The organism is Mycobacterium lacus (assembly GCF_010731535.1).
Lineage (GTDB): Bacteria > Actinomycetota > Actinomycetes > Mycobacteriales > Mycobacteriaceae > Mycobacterium > Mycobacterium lacus.
The window spans coordinates 4,520,901-4,538,931 of record NZ_AP022581.1; the positions used below are offsets into that span (position 1 = coordinate 4,520,901).

The 18,031-nt window shown below is 67.2% G+C and carries 18 protein-coding genes and 3 tRNA genes; 13 read left to right on the forward strand and 8 right to left on the reverse strand.

Translation table 11 applies throughout. The annotated features are described in order from the left end of the window. Positions 1-6 precede the first annotated feature (6 nt). Positions 7-783 (reverse strand): helix-turn-helix domain-containing protein, encoded by a 777-nt coding sequence (locus G6N24_RS20830; RefSeq protein ID WP_085163106.1) that lies wholly within the window; start codon positions 781-783, stop codon positions 7-9. 143 nt (positions 784-926) lie between these two features. Here G6N24_RS20830 and G6N24_RS20835 point away from each other — a divergent pair, with 143 nt between their 5' ends. The 3 genes from G6N24_RS20835 (at position 927) to G6N24_RS20845 (ending at position 2,749) form a co-directional block, all read left to right on the forward strand. Further along, positions 927-1,343: a WhiB family transcriptional regulator gene (locus tag G6N24_RS20835; protein ID WP_085163107.1), complete on the forward strand. Its 417-nt coding sequence runs from the start codon at positions 927-929 to the stop codon at positions 1,341-1,343. An 84-nt stretch (positions 1,344-1,427) separates the two neighbouring features. After that, complete coding sequence (locus G6N24_RS20840) at positions 1,428-2,411, forward strand: pirin family protein (protein ID WP_085163108.1); 984 nt, start codon at positions 1,428-1,430, stop codon at positions 2,409-2,411. Then, positions 2,408-2,749 carry a GNAT family N-acetyltransferase gene (locus tag G6N24_RS20845; protein WP_085163109.1) on the forward strand — a complete coding sequence of 114 codons (342 nt, stop codon included), beginning with the start codon at positions 2,408-2,410 and terminating at the stop codon, positions 2,747-2,749. Before G6N24_RS20840 ends, G6N24_RS20845 begins: the two co-directional genes overlap by 4 nt. A gap of 37 nt (positions 2,750-2,786) precedes the next feature. On the opposite strand, the gene G6N24_RS20850 is transcribed toward G6N24_RS20845, so the two are convergent. Beyond that, a tRNA-Leu gene (locus tag G6N24_RS20850) sits at positions 2,787-2,869 on the reverse strand. A 263-nt stretch (positions 2,870-3,132) separates the two neighbouring features. On the opposite strand from G6N24_RS20850, the gene G6N24_RS20855 reads away from it, so the two are divergent. The 7 genes from G6N24_RS20855 (at position 3,133) to pknB (ending at position 13,036) form a co-directional block, all read left to right on the forward strand. Next, entirely contained in the window at positions 3,133-4,713 is a 1,581-nt protein-coding gene (locus tag G6N24_RS20855; protein WP_085163110.1) for an FhaA domain-containing protein, read from the forward strand. Between the two features lie 121 nt (positions 4,714-4,834). After that, positions 4,835-5,302, forward strand: coding sequence for an FHA domain-containing protein FhaB/FipA (locus G6N24_RS20860; protein ID WP_085163163.1), 468 nt, complete (start codon positions 4,835-4,837; stop codon positions 5,300-5,302). A gap of 88 nt (positions 5,303-5,390) precedes the next feature. After that, positions 5,391-6,959, forward strand: coding sequence for a protein phosphatase 2C domain-containing protein (locus G6N24_RS20865; protein ID WP_085163111.1), 1,569 nt, complete (start codon positions 5,391-5,393; stop codon positions 6,957-6,959). Further along, positions 6,956-8,365, forward strand: coding sequence for an FtsW/RodA/SpoVE family cell cycle protein (locus tag G6N24_RS20870; protein ID WP_085163112.1), 1,410 nt, complete (start codon positions 6,956-6,958; stop codon positions 8,363-8,365). Before G6N24_RS20865 ends, G6N24_RS20870 begins: the two co-directional genes overlap by 4 nt. After that, positions 8,362-9,837, forward strand: coding sequence for a D,D-transpeptidase PbpA (gene pbpA, locus G6N24_RS20875; protein WP_085163113.1), 1,476 nt, complete (start codon positions 8,362-8,364; stop codon positions 9,835-9,837). Before G6N24_RS20870 ends, pbpA begins: the two co-directional genes overlap by 4 nt. Further along, positions 9,834-11,159: a serine/threonine-protein kinase gene (locus G6N24_RS20880; RefSeq protein ID WP_085163114.1), complete on the forward strand. Its 1,326-nt coding sequence runs from the start codon at positions 9,834-9,836 to the stop codon at positions 11,157-11,159. The genes pbpA and G6N24_RS20880 overlap by 4 nt, the downstream gene beginning before the upstream one ends. Further along, positions 11,156-13,036: a Stk1 family PASTA domain-containing Ser/Thr kinase gene (gene pknB, locus G6N24_RS20885; protein WP_085163115.1), complete on the forward strand. Its 1,881-nt coding sequence runs from the start codon at positions 11,156-11,158 to the stop codon at positions 13,034-13,036. Before G6N24_RS20880 ends, pknB begins: the two co-directional genes overlap by 4 nt. On the opposite strand, the gene G6N24_RS20890 is transcribed toward pknB, so the two are convergent. Next, positions 13,014-13,712 carry an aminodeoxychorismate/anthranilate synthase component II gene (locus G6N24_RS20890; RefSeq protein ID WP_085163116.1) on the reverse strand — a complete coding sequence of 233 codons (699 nt, stop codon included), beginning with the start codon at positions 13,710-13,712 and terminating at the stop codon, positions 13,014-13,016. The two genes, pknB and G6N24_RS20890, sit on opposite strands and share 23 nt — an antisense overlap. Before the next feature lie 31 nt (positions 13,713-13,743). Beyond that, positions 13,744-14,487, reverse strand: coding sequence for a DUF881 domain-containing protein (locus tag G6N24_RS20895; RefSeq protein ID WP_085163117.1), 744 nt, complete (start codon positions 14,485-14,487; stop codon positions 13,744-13,746). A 135-nt stretch (positions 14,488-14,622) separates the two neighbouring features. On the opposite strand from G6N24_RS20895, the gene crgA reads away from it, so the two are divergent. Together crgA and G6N24_RS20905 are read left to right on the forward strand one after the other, a co-directional pair. After that, positions 14,623-14,904, forward strand: a complete 282-nt coding sequence (crgA, locus tag G6N24_RS20900; RefSeq protein WP_085163118.1) for a cell division protein CrgA — start codon at positions 14,623-14,625, stop codon at positions 14,902-14,904. Positions 14,905-15,059: 155 nt separating this feature from the next. Then, positions 15,060-15,482: a PH domain-containing protein gene (locus tag G6N24_RS20905; protein ID WP_085163119.1), complete on the forward strand. Its 423-nt coding sequence runs from the start codon at positions 15,060-15,062 to the stop codon at positions 15,480-15,482. A 27-nt stretch (positions 15,483-15,509) separates the two neighbouring features. Here the strand turns inward: G6N24_RS20905 and G6N24_RS20910 are convergent, their stop codons facing one another. After that, positions 15,510-16,058, reverse strand: coding sequence for a peptidylprolyl isomerase (locus G6N24_RS20910; protein WP_085163120.1), 549 nt, complete (start codon positions 16,056-16,058; stop codon positions 15,510-15,512). Between the two features lie 142 nt (positions 16,059-16,200). On the opposite strand from G6N24_RS20910, the gene cwsA reads away from it, so the two are divergent. After that, positions 16,201-16,632 carry a cell wall synthesis protein CwsA gene (cwsA, locus tag G6N24_RS20915; RefSeq protein ID WP_085163121.1) on the forward strand — a complete coding sequence of 144 codons (432 nt, stop codon included), beginning with the start codon at positions 16,201-16,203 and terminating at the stop codon, positions 16,630-16,632. A gap of 74 nt (positions 16,633-16,706) precedes the next feature. Here cwsA and G6N24_RS20920 read toward each other — a convergent pair. The 3 genes from G6N24_RS20920 to G6N24_RS20930 form a co-directional block, all read right to left on the reverse strand. Continuing rightward, positions 16,707-16,779, reverse strand: a tRNA-Ala gene (locus tag G6N24_RS20920). Positions 16,780-16,918: 139 nt separating this feature from the next. Then, a tRNA-Ile gene (locus G6N24_RS20925) sits at positions 16,919-16,992 on the reverse strand. 114 nt (positions 16,993-17,106) lie between these two features. Beyond that, entirely contained in the window at positions 17,107-18,006 is a 900-nt protein-coding gene (locus G6N24_RS20930) for a DUF3566 domain-containing protein (protein ID WP_085163122.1), read from the reverse strand. Positions 18,007-18,031 lie beyond the last annotated feature (25 nt).

Sequence of the window (18,031 nt, forward strand, 5' to 3'; positions counted from 1 at the left end):
GTTCCCCTAACCGCTGTCCTGGTCGGGCCGGTCGTGGTTCATCGCCTCGACCGCGTCGGCGAAGGCGCGAACGCGGGGGAGTGCTCCCGGCGGTATCACGCCTCGGTTGCGGATCTCCCACACTTCGTCGCTCCCGACCCCGATCAGCGCCGCGACGATCGGATCCGGTAGCGACGACCACGCGCAGGCCCGATCGAACCGCGCGCTCAAGCTCGCGGGCATCCGTCTCAGCAGGGCACTGCGCGTCGCCTCGAGCGCCTGCAGATGTGCCATGAGCCGGTCCGTCGAATCGGCGCCGGCGTTGACCGCCACCCGCCAGGAACTGGCGGCCAGCATCTCCGCCTTCACGCACTGCGCGATCACGGAGAGAATATACGTCTCATATTCGTTTGAGGTATTCGCGGGCAGTCGATCGATGACCGACTTGATGGCATCGAGCTGCGCTTCGGCGTAGCCCTCGAGCACCTCGGTGTCGCTGTGGCGGTCGACCACGACCGCGCCGGCGCGGCGTGCCGACGTCGGCTCGGGCGGCTGCGCGGCGAGCAACCGGGCGAGCTCGGCATCCGGATCCGCCGCCACCAAGAGCCGCGAGTAGGTTCCGGGCGGCAGCCCGAGCCCATTTTCAACCTTCTGAACAGTGCCTTTGTGCGGTTTGCGGGCGCCGCGCTCCAGATAGCTAAGTCCCATGATGCTGACGCCGGTCGCCGCCGCCAGGTCCGCCAGCGACCAATCCCGCGATTCGCGCAGTGCCCGGATGGCCGCGCCGGCCGACTCACGGCTCATCGCGCGCTCCGGCCATACCGGGATAGTACACAGCGGATGGGACGGGCCAGCGTATATATGTTTTTGTCACGTTTCTCTTGCCCCGGGCCGGGATTATGTATACGCTTTCGCCTACGTTTCGCCCTCGACAAGGAGATCGGCACATGGGACACCCCTGCGCAACCAACCCGGAGCTATGGTTCGGCTATCCCGACGATGACGGTGGTGACGGCGCCGCGAAGGCGCGCGCTTACGAACGTTCGGCGACCGAGGCACGGATTCAATGCCTGCGTCGCTGCCCGCTGGCGCAACAGCGTCAGTGCGCCAAACACGCGATCGCACACCGGGAGGAATACGGCGTTTGGGCCGGCGTCAAGCTTCCCGGCGGCCAGTATCGCAAGCGCGAAGAGCTGGCCCGCGCCCACGACGCGCTCCGGCGCATCGCCGCCGGGGAAATCAACGCCCGGCAGTTGCCGGAGAACGCGGCACTGCTGGCGCGCCACGAGCACGACTTCGTCTCGGTCTCCGCTGTCGTGTTGCACCTACCGGCTGCGCGAGTGGGCCCGCGTTCGGCCGCCTAGTTGGTTAGGCGGCCGCCGGGGCGCCGACAACCCGGGTAGGGTCGCGGTAACGGCGCTGTATGACACCCTGACGAACGGTGGACGATGAGCAACCTCGAGGCCGCGCCGGCCGAGGTCGAGTGCCGCGCCTCAGGGGTCGCGGGCATCGAAGTGCTGCACCCCCGTGAGGTTCCGCTGGGCGGACCAAGGGCGCTCCCGGTGCGACGCACGCTTCCCCAGCGGCAACGCTCGCTGATCGGTGCGTGGTGCTTCGTCGACCACTACGGCCCGGTGGCCGCGAGCATGGACGTCCCGCCTCATCCGCACACCGGATTGCAAACCGTGAGTTGGTTATTCAGTGGGGAAGTGGAGCATCGCGACAGCGCCGGCGTCCGCGCCCTGGTCCGGCCCGGGGAGCTGAACCTGATGACCGCGGGCGCGGGCATCTGCCACTCCGAAGTGTCGATCGGGTCAGACCCGCACACCGTTCTGCACGGTGTGCAACTCTGGGTGGCGTTGCCTGACCCCGCGCGCGACACCGCACGCGACTTCGCCCACTACGCACCCGCCCCGGTCGCGCTGCCGGGAGCGACGGCGCGGGTATTCCTCGGCGAGCTGGCCGGCAGCCGTTCCCCGGTGCATACCTTCACCCCGCTGGTGGGCGCCCAGATCGATCTCGACGCCAGCGCCGCGCTAGAGATCGGCATCGACCCGGGCTTCGAACACGGGGTGCTGTGCGACCTCGGCAGCATAGCGATCTGCGGGAGTGCCCTGGCGGCCGCCGATCTGGGCTATCAGGGGCCGGGCAACTCCGTATTGCAATTGCACAATGTTGGCGATGGGCCCGCGCGGGCATTGGTACTGGGTGGGGCCCCGTTTACCGAACAACTGGTGATGTGGTGGAACTTCGTCGGGCGCAGCCACGACGACATCGTCAACTATCGCCGGCTGTGGGAGGACGCCGACGAGCGCTTCGGCGCGGTCCAGGGGTACCAGGGTTCGGTCACCCGACTGCCCGCCCCGCCACTGCCCACCGTCCGGCTGCGGCCTCGGTCGCTTCCGGAGAGAACGGATAGCGGACACACGTGACTGCCGACAACACCGGCGCGCCAACTACGGTCAGCGCGGAACTCGGTAAGTACACCATCTCCGTCGACGGCAAGACCGTCGGCGTCGCCGAATTCGCCGACCGTGGCAACCAGCGCGTGTTTTACCACACCGAGGTCGATCCCGGATTCGGCGGACGAGGCTTGGCGACCATTCTGGTCAAGGCGGCACTGGATGGCGCCCGCAACGACGGCAAGCGCGTCGTTCCCGTGTGTTCCATGGTCGGCACGGTGCTCAGGAAGTACCCCGAGTTCGACGACCTCACCGATCCCGTGACCGCCGAGGTCACCGGGTGGGCGAGTGCCCAGCCGACCGACTGAGAGAGTTCGAAGTGGCGTCGATGACAACCGCTCACGGTGGGCGAAGGGGGACTTGAACCCCCACGTCCCGAAGGACACTGGCACCTGAAGCCAGCGCGTCTGCCATTCCGCCACTCGCCCGAAACAACCGGAGGACCATACCACTGTAGTAGCCGCGCACCCCAAACCGCTTCGGAAGGACACGGAGCGGGGAGCCGGGCGGCCGTCTGACGTTGGGCTCGAGACGCGCAAAGGGCTCTGAACGGTCTCGACGCGATTCTCAGTGTTCTCACGGTGCCGCAGCATCACGGTGTCCCGATAGCATGCTTGTTTGACACGACACGCGGGCTGGTCGTTTGCCCTGCGCCGACGAATACTGGGAATAGTGAGGCGAGCGCTGAAACATGAATGGCCAGAAAGGGCTAGTTCAGCGCATCGAGCGCAAACTCGAGGTGACCGTTGGCGATGCGTTTGCCCGGATGTTCGGAGGATCGATCGTCCCGCAGGAGATCGAGGGACTGTTGCGCCGCGAGGCCGCCGACGGCGTCCGGTCCCTGCAGGGAGATCGCCTTTTGGCGCCCAATGAATACGTCATTACCCTCGGTGTGCACGACTTCGAAAAATTGGGGGTCGATCAAGATCGCATGGCGACCACTTTCGCCAGGCACTTGGCGGACTATATCCAGGAACAGGGGTGGCAAACGTATGGTGATGTGGTCGTCCGGTTCGAGCAGTCATCGAACCTGCATACCGGCCAGTTCCGCGCCCGCGGCACTGTCAACCCCGATGTCGAGCCCCGCCCGACAGTCACCCATCCCGCACGGCCACAATCAAATAACGCGTTTGCCGCAGAACCAGGAGTACCACCAATGACTGACAATTCGAGCTACCGCGGCGGTCAGGGGCAGGGGCGGCCCGACGAGTACTACGACGACCGCTATGACCGTCCGCACGAGGATCCGCGCGGTGGCCCTGATCCGCAAGGAGGACAGGACCCCCGCGGGGGATATCCACCAGAGCAGGGTGGTTACCCGCCCCAGCAGGGATATCCCCCGCCCCGGCACCCTGACCAAGGCGGCTACCAAGAACAACAGCGCGGCTACCCTGACCAAGGCGGCTACCAAGAACAACGGGGCTACTCGGACCAGCGTGGCTACCCCGACCAAGGCGGTTACCAAGAGCAACGGGGCTACCCCGAGCAGCGCGGCTACCCCGAGCAGACCCCGGGTGGCTACCCTCCGACCTACGAACAACGTCCGCCTGCACCCGCCCCTTCTGGTGGGTATGGCGACCAGGGCTACGACCAGGGCTACCGCCAAGGCGGCGGGGGCTACGGCCCGCCTCCCGGCGGTCCCCAGCCCGGCTATGGCGGCTACGGCGACTACGGTCGGGGGCCGGCTCCCCGAGAGGAGGCCGGATATGCACCCGCGGCCCCGCCCGAACAGCGCCCGCCTTACCCCGACCAAGGCGGCTACGAGGGCTACCAGCAGCCCGGCCCCGGCTACGGCGGCCAGGACTACGCCAGCAGCGACTACACCCGCTACGCCGAGGCCCCTCCCGTCCCGGGGTATCCCCCGGCCAGCGGCGGCTACGCCGAACCCGCCGGCCGCGAATACGACTACGGTCAGTCCGGCGGCTATGGCCAACCGGCCGGTGGTGGTTACGCCGACTACGGGCAGGGCGGCTACCCCTCCGCCGGAACGTCGGTCACCCTGCAGCTCGACGACGGCAGCGGCCGGACGTACCAGCTGCGCGAGGGCTCCAATATCGTCGGCCGCGGACAGGACGCCCAGTTCCGGTTGCCCGACACTGGCGTGTCGCGTCGGCACCTGGAGATCCGCTGGGATGGCCAGGTCGCGCTGCTGTCGGACCTCAACTCCACCAACGGCACCACCGTGAACAACGCGCCGGTGCAGGAGTGGCAGTTGGCCGACGGCGATGTAATCCGCTTGGGCCACTCGGAGATCATCGTCCGCATGCACTGAACCCACCGGTTCAAAGCCGCCGAGCTTCACCCCGCGTCCGCCGTCGTCCAAGTATCGTGACGTTGCTGATGTGCTCGGTGGCGCGGGCCTGGGAACGGCGCCGGGACGGAAAGGACGCCAGATGCAGGGATTAGTGCTGCAGCTGACGCGCGCCGGATTTTTAATGCTGTTATGGGTATTCATTTGGTCCGTACTGCGGATCCTGAAGACCGACATTTACGCACCCACAGGTGCTGTCATGGTGCACCGCGGCTTGGCGTTGCGTGGCACGCTGCTGCCGTCGCGGCCGCGCAGGACCGCGGCGCGCTACCTGGTCGTCACCGAAGGAGCGCTGGCGGGCGCGCGCATTACCCTCAGCGGGCAGCCGGTGCTGATCGGGCGTGCTGACGATTCGACCCTCGTGCTGACCGACGACTACGCCTCGACGCGGCACGCCAAGCTCTCTCAGCGCGGGTCGGAGTGGTACGTCGAGGACCTGGGATCGACCAACGGCACTTACCTTGACAGGGCGAAGGTGACGACTGCGGTACGAGTTCCACTGGGAACGCCGGTTCGGATCGGCAAAACGGCAATCGAGTTGCGCCCGTGACCCGCGCCTACGACGATGATGCCGGCTTGGATGGTTTTCGAGCCGGGATCGTGGGGCTACCGCCCGCTTGCGGGGGAGAGCGGCACTCGTGACCCTGGTCCTGCGATATGCCGCCCGCAGCGATCGCGGCCTGGTACGCGCCAACAACGAAGACTCGGTCTACGCCGGCGCACGGCTACTGGCCCTAGCCGACGGCATGGGCGGTCACGCGGCCGGCGAGGTGGCGTCCCAGTTGGTGATCGCCGCATTGGCCCATCTCGATGACGACGAGCCCGGCGGCGATCTGCTCGCCAAGCTCGAGGCCGCGGTGCGCGCCGGCAACGCGGCCATCGCCGCGCAAGTCGAGATGGAGCCCGACCTCGAGGGAATGGGTACCACGCTGACCGCGATCCTGTTCGCAGGCAACCGGCTCGGGCTGGTGCACATCGGCGACTCGCGCGGCTACCTGCTGCGCGACGGCGAGCTGACCCAGATCACCAAGGACGACACCTTTGTCCAAACCCTGGTCGATGAAGGCAAGATCACCCCGGAGGAGGCGCACAGCCACCCACAGCGCTCGTTGATCATGCGGGCACTGACCGGTCACGAGGTCGAGCCCACGCTAACCATGCGCGAAGCCCGCGCAGGTGACCGTTACCTGCTGTGTTCGGACGGGCTGTCCGACCCGGTCAGCGACGAAACCATCGCCGAGGCGCTGCGGATCCCCGACGTTGCCGAGAGCGCCTACCGCCTCATCGAGCTGGCGCTGCGCGGCGGCGGCCCCGACAACGTGACCGTCGTGGTCGCCGACGTCGTCGATTACGACTACGGCCAGACCCAGCCGATTCTGGCCGGGGCGGTGTCCGGTGACGACGACCACGACCAAGTGACCCTGCCCAACACCGCCGCCGGCCGCGCGTCCGCGATCAACCCCCGCAAAGAGGTCGCCAAACGCGTTCCGCCGCAAATCGAATCGTTTCATCGGCCCCGCTGGTCACGGCGTCGAACGTTCCTCGTTGTCGCGGTGGCGGTGCTGGTGGTACTTGCGGGCCTGGCCATCGGGCGCGCGATTGTCCGGAACAACTACTACGTCGCCGAATACAACGGCATGGTGTCCATCGTGCGCGGAATCCAGGGCTCGCTGCTGGGCATGTCACTGCACGAGCCCTATTTGATTGGCTGCCTGAGCGCCCGCAACGAGCTATCCCTGATCAGCTCCAGCCAAACCGGCGGTCACCTCGACTGCCACCTGATGAAACTGCAGGACTTGCGCCCTTCTGAGCGCGCGCAGGTTCAGGCCGGGCTCCCGACCGGCAGCCTGGACAACGCGATCTCGCAATTGCGTGACTTGGCGAGCAACTCCCTGTTGCCGCCCTGTCCGCCACCCCGCGCGACATCGCCGCCCGGGCCGCCCACCACGACCAACCCGAGCGGAACACCACAACCAAACGTCACATCCGCGCCACCGACCACCACACCAACCGCCTCACCTTCCGCCGGCGCCACAGCGCCCTCCGGCGCCACCGCCACAAGCACGCCCCCGCAAGCGGGTGGTACCCCCGCTCCAGCGGAGCCCGCCCCTTCCTCGACGACCGCGCCGTCCGCCGCCCCGTCGACAGTGACCGCACTGCCGCCACCGCCACTCCAGCCGGGCATCGACTGCCGGGCGGTGGCATGACGACACAACTGCAACCACCGGTTTCGGTTACCCCGCCGCTGCCCACTCGCCGCAATGCCGAATTGCTGCTGGTGTGTTTTGCCACGTTAATCACGATCGCCGCGCTGCTCATCGTTCAGGCCAACCAGGAGCGGACCCTGCGCTGGGACCTGACCAGCTATGGGCTGGCCTTCCTGACCCTGTTCGGGTGTGCGCACCTGGCCATCCGACGCTTCGCCCCCTACACCGACCCGCTCCTGCTGCCGGTGGTGGCGCTGCTCAACGGACTTGGCCTGGTCATGATTCACCGGCTTGACCTTGCCGAGAATGGGGTCGGCCGGCACGGCCACCCCACCGCGAGCCAGCAGATGCTGTGGACTCTCGTCGGCGTAACCGCATTCGCCATGGTGGTGACGTTCCTCAAGGACCACCGACGACTTGCCCGCTACGGCTACCTATGTGGACTCACGGGTCTGGTCTTCTTGGCGGTTCCCGCGCTGCTGCCGAGATCGCTGTCCGAACAAAATGGCGCCAAGATCTGGATCCGCTTGCCCGGCTTCTCCATTCAGCCCGCTGAGTTCTCCAAGATCCTCCTGCTGATCTTCTTCTCGGCGGTGCTGGTCGCCAAACGCAGCCTGTTCACCAGCGCCGGCAAGCATTTGATGGGCATGACCCTGCCCCGACCACGAGACCTCGCCCCACTCCTGGCGGCCTGGGTGATCTCGGTGGGTGTGATGGTCTTCGAGAAGGACCTCGGCACGTCGCTGCTGCTGTACGCGTCCTTTCTAGTGGTCGTCTACCTGGCCACGCAGCGCTTCAGCTGGGTCGTCATCGGCCTGGTTCTGTTTGCCACGGGAAGCGCGGCGGCGTATTTCATGTTCGGCCACGTCCGGGTCCGCGTGCAGACCTGGCTGGACCCGTTCGCCGACCCCGACGGCAGCGGCTATCAGATTGTGCAGTCGCTGTTCAGCTTCGCCACCGGCGGCATCTTCGGCACCGGACTCGGTAACGGGCAGCCCGACACCGTGCCCGCGGCGTCGACCGATTTCATCATCGCCGCGTTCGGCGAAGAGCTTGGATTGGTGGGCCTAGCGGCGCTTCTCATGCTCTATACGATCGTCATCGTCCGGGGCCTGCGCACGGCGATCGCGACCCGCGACAGCTTCGGCAAGCTGCTGGCCGCGGGCCTGGCCTCGACGCTCGCCATTCAACTGTTCATCGTGGTCGGTGGCGTTACCCAGCTCATTCCGCTCACCGGGCTGACCACGCCGTGGATGTCCTACGGCGGGTCGTCCCTGCTGGCCAATTACGTGCTGCTGGCCATCCTGGTGCGCATCTCGCACAGCGCCCGGCGTCCGCTGCGCCCCCGCCGGCGCAACACTTCGCCGATCGCGGCGGCCAACACAGAGGTGATCCAGAAGGTATGAACGCCTCTCTCCGCCGGATCTCGGTGACCGTGATGGCGTTGATCGTGCTGCTGCTCCTCAACGCCACAATGACCCAGGTGTTCACCGCCGACGGGCTGCGCGCCGACCCGCGCAACCAGCGAGTCCTGCTCGACGAGTACTCCCGTCAGCGGGGTCAGATCACCGCGGGGGGGCAACTGATGGCCTACTCGGTGGCCACCGACAGCCGCTTCCGCTTCTTGCGGGTGTACCCCAACCCCGCGATGTACGCGCCGATTACCGGCTTCTACTCGCTGCGTTATTCCAGTACGGGCCTGGAGCGCGCCGAAGACCCGTTGTTGAACGGCTCCGACGAGCGGCTGTTCGGCCGCCGGCTCGCCGACTTCTTCACCGGCCGCGACCCGCGCGGCGGCAATGTCGACACCACGATCAATGCGCGCATCCAACAGGCCGGGTGGGACGCGATGCAGCAGGGCTGCGGTGGGCCGTGCAAGGGTGCGGTGGTTGCCCTGGAACCGTCCACCGGCAAGATTCTGGCGCTGATCTCGTCGCCGTCCTACGACCCCAACCTGCTGGCGTCGCACGATCCCGACGTACAGGCGCGGGCGTGGCAGCGGCTTCGGGACAACCCGGATAACCCGTTGGTCAACCGTGCCATCTCGGAGACGTACCCGCCGGGGTCGACCTTCAAAGTGATCACCACCGCGGCCGCGCTGGCGGCCGGGGCCACCGAGACCGAGCCGCTGACCGCGGCGCCCACGATTCCGCTGCCCAACAGCACGGCGACGTTGGAGAACTACGGTGGCGCCCCCTGTGGCAGCGAGGCGACCGTGCCGCTGAGCGAGGCGTTCGCCAGGTCGTGCAACACCGCCTTCGTCCAATTGGGCATCCTGACCGGCGCGGACGCCCTGCGCGGCATGGCGCGGTCGTTCGGCCTCGACAGCGCCCCGGGCCCGATTCCGCTGCAGGTCGCCGAGTCAACCGTCGGACCCATTCCAGACGCCGCCGCGCTGGGGATGTCGAGCATAGGGCAGAAGGATGTAGCACTGACACCACTGCAAAACGCGCAGGTCGCCGCGACCATCGCCAACGGCGGGGTAACGATGCGGCCTTACCTGGTCGACAGCCTCAAGGGGCCGGACTTGGCCAACATCAGCGCGACTGCCCCATACCAGCAGCGCCGCGCGGTGTCGCCGCAGGTCGCCGCTAAGCTAACAGAGCTGATGGTCGGCGCCGAGAAACTCGCACAGCAGAAAGGGGCCATCCCCGGCGTGCAGATCGCATCCAAGACGGGTACCGCAGAGCACGGCACGGATCCTCGTAACACCCCACCGCACGCGTGGTACATCGCCTTCGCGCCCGCGCACGCTCCCAAAGTTGCGGTGGCGGTGCTGGTGGAGGATGGCGCCGACCGCCTGTCCGCGACCGGGGGTGCGCTCGCCGCTCCGATCGGACGGGCCGTCATCGAGGCCGCGCTGCAGGGAGGACCATGAGCCCGCGAGTTGGTGTGACGCTGTCTGGCAGGTACCGCCTGCAGCGGCTCATCGCCACCGGCGGCATGGGCCAAGTCTGGGAGGCGGTGGACAGCCGGCTGGGCCGGCGCGTGGCAGTCAAGGTGCTCAAGCAGGAGTTCTCCCAAGACCCGGAATTCATCGAGCGGTTCCGGGCCGAGGCGCGCACCACCGCGATGCTGAATCATCCTGGGATCGCCAGCGTCCACGACTACGGCGAAAGCCAGATGAACGGCGAGGGCCGCACGGCCTATCTGGTCATGGAGCTGGTCAACGGCGAGCCGTTGAACTCGGTGCTCAAGCGCACCGGCCGGCTGTCGCTACGGCACGCGCTGGACATGCTCGAGCAGACCGGTCGTGCCCTGCAGGTTGCGCATGCCGCCGGCCTGGTTCACCGCGACGTCAAACCCGGCAACATCCTGATCACCCCCACCGGGCAGGTGAAAATCACCGACTTCGGTATCGCCAAGGCTGTCGACGCCGCCCCGGTGACCCAGACCGGCATGGTGATGGGCACCGCGCAATACATCGCGCCCGAACAGGCCCTGGGCCACGAGGCGACTCCGGCCAGTGACGTCTACTCGCTAGGAGTCGTTGGGTACGAAGCGGTTTCGGGTAAGCGGCCGTTCACCGGCGATGGCGCCCTCACGGTGGCGATGAAGCACATCAAAGAACCCCCGCCGCCGTTGCCCGCCGACCTGCCCCCCAATGTCCGCGAACTCATCGAGATAACGCTGGTGAAGAACCCGGGCATGCGGTACCGCAGCGGGGGACCGTTCGCCGATGCCGTCGCCGCGGTACGCGCCGGCCGCCGGCCCCCGAGGCCCAGCCAGTCACCACCGCCCGGCAGGGCCGCGCCGGCCGCCATCCCGTCGGGCACGCCTGCCAGGGTCGCTGCCGGCTCGCCCAGCCGGGCTGCCGCGCCCCGCCGATCCCGCCCGTCGACTGGCGGTCACCGCCCCCCGCCGGCCCGGCGGACCTTTTCGTCCGGGCAACGCGCGCTGCTCTGGGCCGCCGGCGTGCTCGGCGCGCTGGCAATCATCATCGCCGTGCTCATCGTCATCAACCACAATGCCGAAACGCAGCCGCAGCAACCGCCTCCGACTGTCACCCAGACGCCACCGGCCAGCCAGACGTCCACCGGGCAGGGACCGCGCCTCAATTGGACGGATCGCGGAGAAACAGGTAATCCTGGACGGCAGAGCAAGCGGCCCGAAGCCAACCGGGCAATCGAACCTAGCTCAGCTGTTCCGCTGACGCCGCATCGCCGAGCGTCGTTGGCCCGATACGAGACACCGCGATGACCACCCCTCGGCACCTGTCTGACCGCTACGAGCTCGGCGACATCCTCGGTTTCGGGGGCATGTCCGAAGTTCACCTGGCCCGCGACGTCCGGCTGCACCGCGACGTCGCGGTCAAGGTGCTGCGCGCCGACCTGGCCCGCGATCCCAGCTTCTATCTACGCTTCCGCCGTGAGGCACAAAACGCCGCGGCCCTGAATCACCCGGCAATCGTCGCGGTGTATGACACCGGCGAGGCGGACACCGACGCCGGCCCATTGCCCTACATCGTCATGGAGTACGTCGACGGTGTGACCCTGCGCGACATCGTGCACACCGAAGGTCCGATGCCGCCCCGGCGCGCCATCGAGGTCATCGCCGACGCCTGTCAGGCGCTCAACTTCAGTCACCAGAACGGCATCATCCACCGCGACGTCAAGCCGGCCAACATCATGATCAGCACCACCAACGCGGTCAAGGTGATGGACTTCGGCATTGCCCGCGCGATCGCCGACAGCGGCAACAGCGTCACCCAGACCGCGGCCGTGATCGGGACCGCCCAATACCTGTCGCCCGAACAGGCCCGCGGCGATTCCGTCGACGCCCGATCCGATGTCTATTCGCTGGGCTGCGTTCTCTACGAAATCCTCACCGGCGAACCACCTTTCACCGGAGACTCGCCCGTTGCGGTCGCCTACCAGCACGTCCGCGAAGACCCCATTCCGCCGTCACAACGCCACGAGGGCATCTCGGCCGACCTCGACGCGGTGGTCCTCAAGGCGCTGGCCAAGAACCCGGAAAATCGGTATCAGACCGCGGCGGAGATGCGCGCCGACCTGGTCCGAGTGCACAACGGTGAGCCGCCCGAGGCGCCCAAGGTGCTCACCGACGCCGAGCGGACCTCGCTGCTGTCATCCACCGGTCCGAGCCTCAGCGGTCCGCGCACCGATCCCTTGCCCCGCCAGCTCGTCGACGACACCGACCGCGACCGCAACGTCGGTTCGGTGGGCCGCTGGATGGCGGTGGTCGCCGTCCTTGCGGTCCTGACCGTCTTCGTCACGATCGCCATCAACACGTTCGGCGGTAATACCCGCGATGTTCAGGTGCCCGACGTGCGGGGACAAGCGTCGGCCGACGCGATCGCCGCTCTGCAAAACCGGGGCTTCAAGACGCGCACCCAACAAAAGCCCGACTCGACGATCCCGCCTGACCACGTCATCGGCACCGACCCGGGTGCTAACGCCTCGGTCGCTGCGGGCGATGAGATCACCATCATCGTTTCCACCGGCCCCGAGCAACGCGAACTGCCCGACGTGTCCTCGCTGAGCTACGCCGACGCGGTCAAGAAGCTGACTGCGGCCGGGTTTGGCCGCTTCAAGCAGGCGAATTCGCCGTCAACCCCGGAAATGCAGGGCAAGGTCATCGGGACGAACCCGCCGGCCAATCAGACCTCGGCGATCACCAACGTGATCACCATCATCGTGGGCTCCGGGCCGGAGGCCAAGCAGATTCCCGACGTCGCGGGCCAGACGGTCGACCTCGCGCAGAAGAACCTGACCGTGTACGGCTTCACGAAGTTCAGTCAGGCGTCGGTGGACAGCCCGCGTCCGGCCGGGGACGTGATCGGCACCAACCCGCCGGCGGGCGCGATGGTGCCGGTGGACTCGGTCATCGAACTGCAGGTATCCAAGGGCAACCAGTTTGTCATGCCCGACCTGTCCGGAATGTTCTGGACCGACGCCGAACCGCGGCTGCGCGCGCTGGGCTGGACCGGTGCGCTGGACAAGGGCCCCGACGTCGACGCCGGGGGCTCGCAGCACAACCGGGTCGTCTATCAGAACCCGCCGGCCGGCGCCGGCGTCAACCGCGACGGCATCATCACGCTGAAGTTCGGTCAGTAGCCGCGGCGATTCCGGCCGCCGGGCCCGGGAAACGCGGCCGGACCGCGGTGAGGACTTCGTTTTCCAGCCGTCGCACCAGCGTGTCGTCTCGCACCCATCCGCAATCCGCGAGCCAGTTGGCCAGCATCCGATGCCCGCCCTCCGTCAGGATCGACTCCGGATGGAACTGGACACCGTGGATCGGCAACGCGGTGTGCCGCACGGCCATGATCACGCCGCCACGGGTGCGGGCCGTCACCTCCAGCACCGCCGGCAGCGACTCCGGCAGGATCGTCAGCGAGTGGTATCGGGTCGCCGTGAACGGATCCGGAAGTCCCTGCAACACACCGACATTCGTGTGAAATACGCTGCTGGTCTTACCGTGCAGCAGCTCCGGCGCACGGTCGACCGTGGCGCCGAAGGCGACGCCGATGGCCTGGTGCCCGAGGCACACCCCGAGCAGTGGGGTGCGCGCCCCCGCGCACGCGCGCACCAGGTTGATGGACGCACCGGCGCGTTCCGGCGTGCCCGGACCGGGGCTAAGCAGGACACCGTCGAAATCGGCGGCAACGGAGGCCTCGTCGGATAGCCGGGTGTCGTCATTGCGCCACACGTCGGCCTCGACGCCAAGCTGGCCGAGGTACTGCACCAGGTTGAACACGAAGCTGTCGTAGTTGTCGACGACCAAGATCCGCATCGTGACAGGTTACCGTCCGGGTCAGCACGCCTCAGTACCCCAAGGGTCCGGCGGGCTTGGCGAAGTGCATCTGGAGCGGCACGGGGTGGCCGACGACCGAAACGTCGGACTTCACCTCTTCGCGGTAGCCGAGCCCGAAGCGGATCACGTATTGCTTGTAGAGGGTCACCAGGGAAGCGGCGGCCAGGGCCGCCTGCATGGCGGCGGCATTGCCGATCGCGGTGATCGTGTAGGGCGGGCTGTAGGTGCGCCCGTTGAGCAGCAACGTATTCCCGACACAACGAACGACCGAGGTCGCGATGAGTCGCTGGTCCTGCATCTGGATCGCCTCCGCTCCGGCGCTCCACATCGCGTTGAGGACGGCGTCGATGTCTTGCTGGTGCACGACCAGGTCGTCGGGGGAGGCGTCCCGCGGGAAGCGGCCGTTGGCGTCGCGCTGCGCATCGTTGAGGGTCACGACCAGGCCCGGACCGTGCGCCGGATCCACGTCGGCCTCCGTTGCCAGCTCGTCGGCCCGCCTCAGCATCGCCGCCAACGCGGCATCCGAGGACCGGCCGTGCGCCCTATCGATCCTGTTGGTCAACGCGTCTCGCTGGGTGCTGAGCCGGCTCACCGACGACTGCGCCTGACGCACCAGGTCGACCAGGCGAGGGGCATCGCTTCGGCGGATCTCCGCACCGCCGGAAACCCCGTGGGTAGCTGCCAGCAGCAGGCCGGCCAGTAGGCACACCAGCGGGACGCCGAACCGCCATGTCGAGCGGCGCTCGTCGATCATCGGGTCTCCGTCTTCTTGGTCATGCGTCCCGGTGCGTTAATCTCGTAGCCAAGCTATGCCCGCAGCTGCTGTCGTTTATCGTTGCACCCCGTCCCGCTCTTTGTTGAGGTTGTCCCGAGGTATTCAGAGGTATCGATGCCTAAGTCCAAGGTTCGCAAGAAGAACGACTTCACCGTCGGCGCGGTGAGCCGCACACCCGTGCGAGTGAAGGTCGGACCGTCGAGTGTGTGGTTCGTGTCGCTGTTCATCGGCTTGATGCTGATCGGCCTGGTCTGGTTGATGGTGTTCCAATTGGCCGCCGTTGGCAGTCAGGCCCCGACGGCGCTCAATTGGATGGCGCAACTGGGACCGTGGAACTACGCGATCGCCTTCGCTTTCATGATCACCGGTTTGTTGCTCACGATGCGGTGGCACTGACGGTTGGCGCGGACATAATGGATTCATATTGGCGGTCGTTCGTTACTGGGCCAGCAACCTTGCGGCAACTCAATCACATGCGTGTGATTCATCCCCACTGTTGATAGCGCTTGTGGATAACTGCATCGGCCGTGGTGGGAGGGCATAGGCGGGGCATGCAGCAAACAGAATGGGCGCCTCGCGCAACGGGAATCGCTGGTTGTGGAGCCGCTGGGATCCTGATGGCTATCGCCAGCGTGACCTTGGTCACAGACCCGCCGGGCCGCGTGATGACCGGCATTGCCGCGCTGGGTCTGATCTTGTTTGCCGGCGTCTCGTGGCGCGCACGCCCAAAACTGGCAATTACCCCCGCGGGCCTGGCGATCCGAGGGTGGTTCCGGACGCAGTCATTGCGTCGCCCCGATATCAAGATCATTCGGATCACCGAGTTTCGCCGCTTGGGCCGCAAGATGCGGTTGCTCGAGATCGAAACAACCGGCGGCGGGCTGCTGATCTTGTCCCGTTGGGACCTTGGCACCGACCCGCTGGACGTGCTTGACGCGCTCACCGCGTCGGGTTACGCCGGCCCGGGAACCTGAGCCGCGGGGCGGCGGGGTGGCGGCGCCTCAGGAGATGGTGACGGATTCGATGACGACCGGGTCCGTCGGCCGGTCGTTGCCGTCGGTGGGTGTCATCGAGATCGCGTCCACCACCCGCTGCGAGTCGGGGTCGGTCACCTCACCGAAGATCGTGTGGCGCCGGTTCAAGTGCGGAGTCTTGCCGACGGTGATGAAGAACTGCGAGCCGTTGGTGCCTGGGCCCGCGTTGGCCATCGCCAGCAGGTAGGGCTTGTCGAACTGCAGCTCGGGGTGAAATTCGTCGGCGAACTTGTAGCCCGGGCCGCCGCGGCCCGTCCCGGTGGGATCGCCGCCCTGGATCATGAAGCCCTTGATCACCCGGTGAAAGACCGCGCCATCGTAGAAGGGGCCGGACGGGCCGCCCGATGCGTTCTGGGTCGAATAGTCCTTCGTTCCCTGCGCCAGGCCCACGAAGTTGGCGACGGTCTTGGGCGCATGGTTTCCGAACAGGGCGATCTTGATGTCTCCGCGGTTGGTGTGCAGTGTGGCAGTGGCGGTCTGAATGGGGCTGTTAGTCACGACAGCACAGTCTGCCATTACGCGCGCGCCGGGCCGCACCCGGGCGCGGCGCGCGCACAATGGTCCCGCTGGCGTCCCAATGGTGGCAGTCTGTTCAGATACCAATTGGGCCTCGGCTTGCGACAGACATGCTCCACTGGGCGATACGGAAAGGCGGCAGATGAGCGCGAAGACGGAAACCCGGTTGACCCCTCGGGAGCGACTGACCCGAGGCCTGACCTATACGGCGGTCGGACCGGTGGACGTCACCCGGGGGGTCGTCGGGCTCGGGGTGCAGTCCGCGCAGTCGACCGCGTCGGAACTCCGCCGTCGCTACCGGGAAGGCCGGGTGGCCCGTGAACTCGCTGCGGCCCAGGAGACGATTGCCCAGGAGCTGGCCGCCGCGCAAGAGGTGGTCGCTAACTTGCCGCAGGTGATCCAGGAGGCGCGTCAGTCCCAGCGTCGTCACTTCAAGCGCCGCCCGTGGATCATCGCTGGGGCCGCCGTCGTGGTGCTGGTCGCCGGCGCCGTGACATTCAGCATTGTCCGGCGCTCGATGCGTCCCGAGCCGTCGCCGCGCCCGCCCAGCGTCGACGTGCAACCACGTCCTTAGGGGTTTGCGCCGAGATTGCCGTGGGGCCGTGCTTCCGATACCAACCACGACCATGGCGGCAATCTCGACGCTTGTGGAGCCTAGGGGAATCGAACCCCTGACACCTGCCTTGCAAAGGCAGTGCTCTACCAACTGAGCTAAGGCCCCTCGTCGCACCCCGGTTCGTGATCCGCCGCCACGTGCCAAACCTCGACGCCGCGTCGCGACCGCATCACCAGCGCCACTACGGCGATGACTATCAGCGGCAACGCGAATTTCACGCAACGTCTTGACGGGCACATGGTCGTGGGCCTAGGAGGACTCGAACCTCCGACCTCTTCGTTATCAGCGAAGCGCTCTAACCGCCTGAGCTATAGGCCCGTACTCGCGTATGGCCGAGCGACGAGATTACCGCAATCGCCACCCGACTCCCAAAACCGCGTGGCGATCGCAAGCGCGGCAACGCCGGGCGCTGGGGGTCGCCGCTCATCCGAACTAGTCCCGGTCTGCCAGCGTCACTTCGATGCCGCCGATCAGGTCGGTCGCCAGGTTGTAGACGAACGCCGCGATGGTGGCCATCGCGGTCATCAGCACGATATTGACCAGCCCGATCAGCGCGGCTCCGCCGAAGATGGTGCCGCTGGAGACGAGTTCGCCGCTGCTGCCGCTGGTGTTGTTCAACAGGTCACCGACGTTGCTGTTGAGCTTGGCCCACACCCCCATACCGCCGAGGACCAGGTACAGGAAGGCCACCGCGATCATCCAGACGAAGAACAGCGCCACCGACAGGAGCAGCGACACCTTCAGCGTGCTCCACGGATCGATGCGACGGATCTGCATGCTGGCCCGCACGGGTCCTCCCCGCGTTCGCCGGGACACCTGCACACGCGATTCGCGGATATCTCGAGCTTCCGGGGTCGCAGACCGGCCAGCACCCGAGGCGCCCGACGCCTCCGAGGGGAGGTCGGGCGGGGGCTTGCGTTGCGGGGCGCGGGGAATCGGGCCAGACAAATCGGGCAATTCGCTGGCGTAGGCCTCCACGGGCGGGCCGTCGTTACGTGCCGGCATGCTGTCGGGCTCCGGGGGTGGGGTCTTGACCGGCCCGGTGGTTGGGCCGCCCGCCGGCGCCGCCGTGCCGGAGATGAAGCGATTCAGCCGTTCGTCAGCGCTGAGCGGTGGGCTCGGCAACCGGGTCTCGGCGTGTGGTTCCGGCGGCGGGCGATGCGTTGCGTAGGACGCGCGGGTGGCGCCGCGCTGCCGCGGCGGCCCGTCTGACGGATCCGGGATACGGGCCGGTCCGGTCGCGGCCCGGTGTGCACCGGCACGCTCGACCGAACCGTCCCCGTTCAGGGGGTCGCCCATTCTGGGGACGCCCGGCTCGTTCGGTGAAGTCACCCCGACTCCTCACATGTATCCCTGG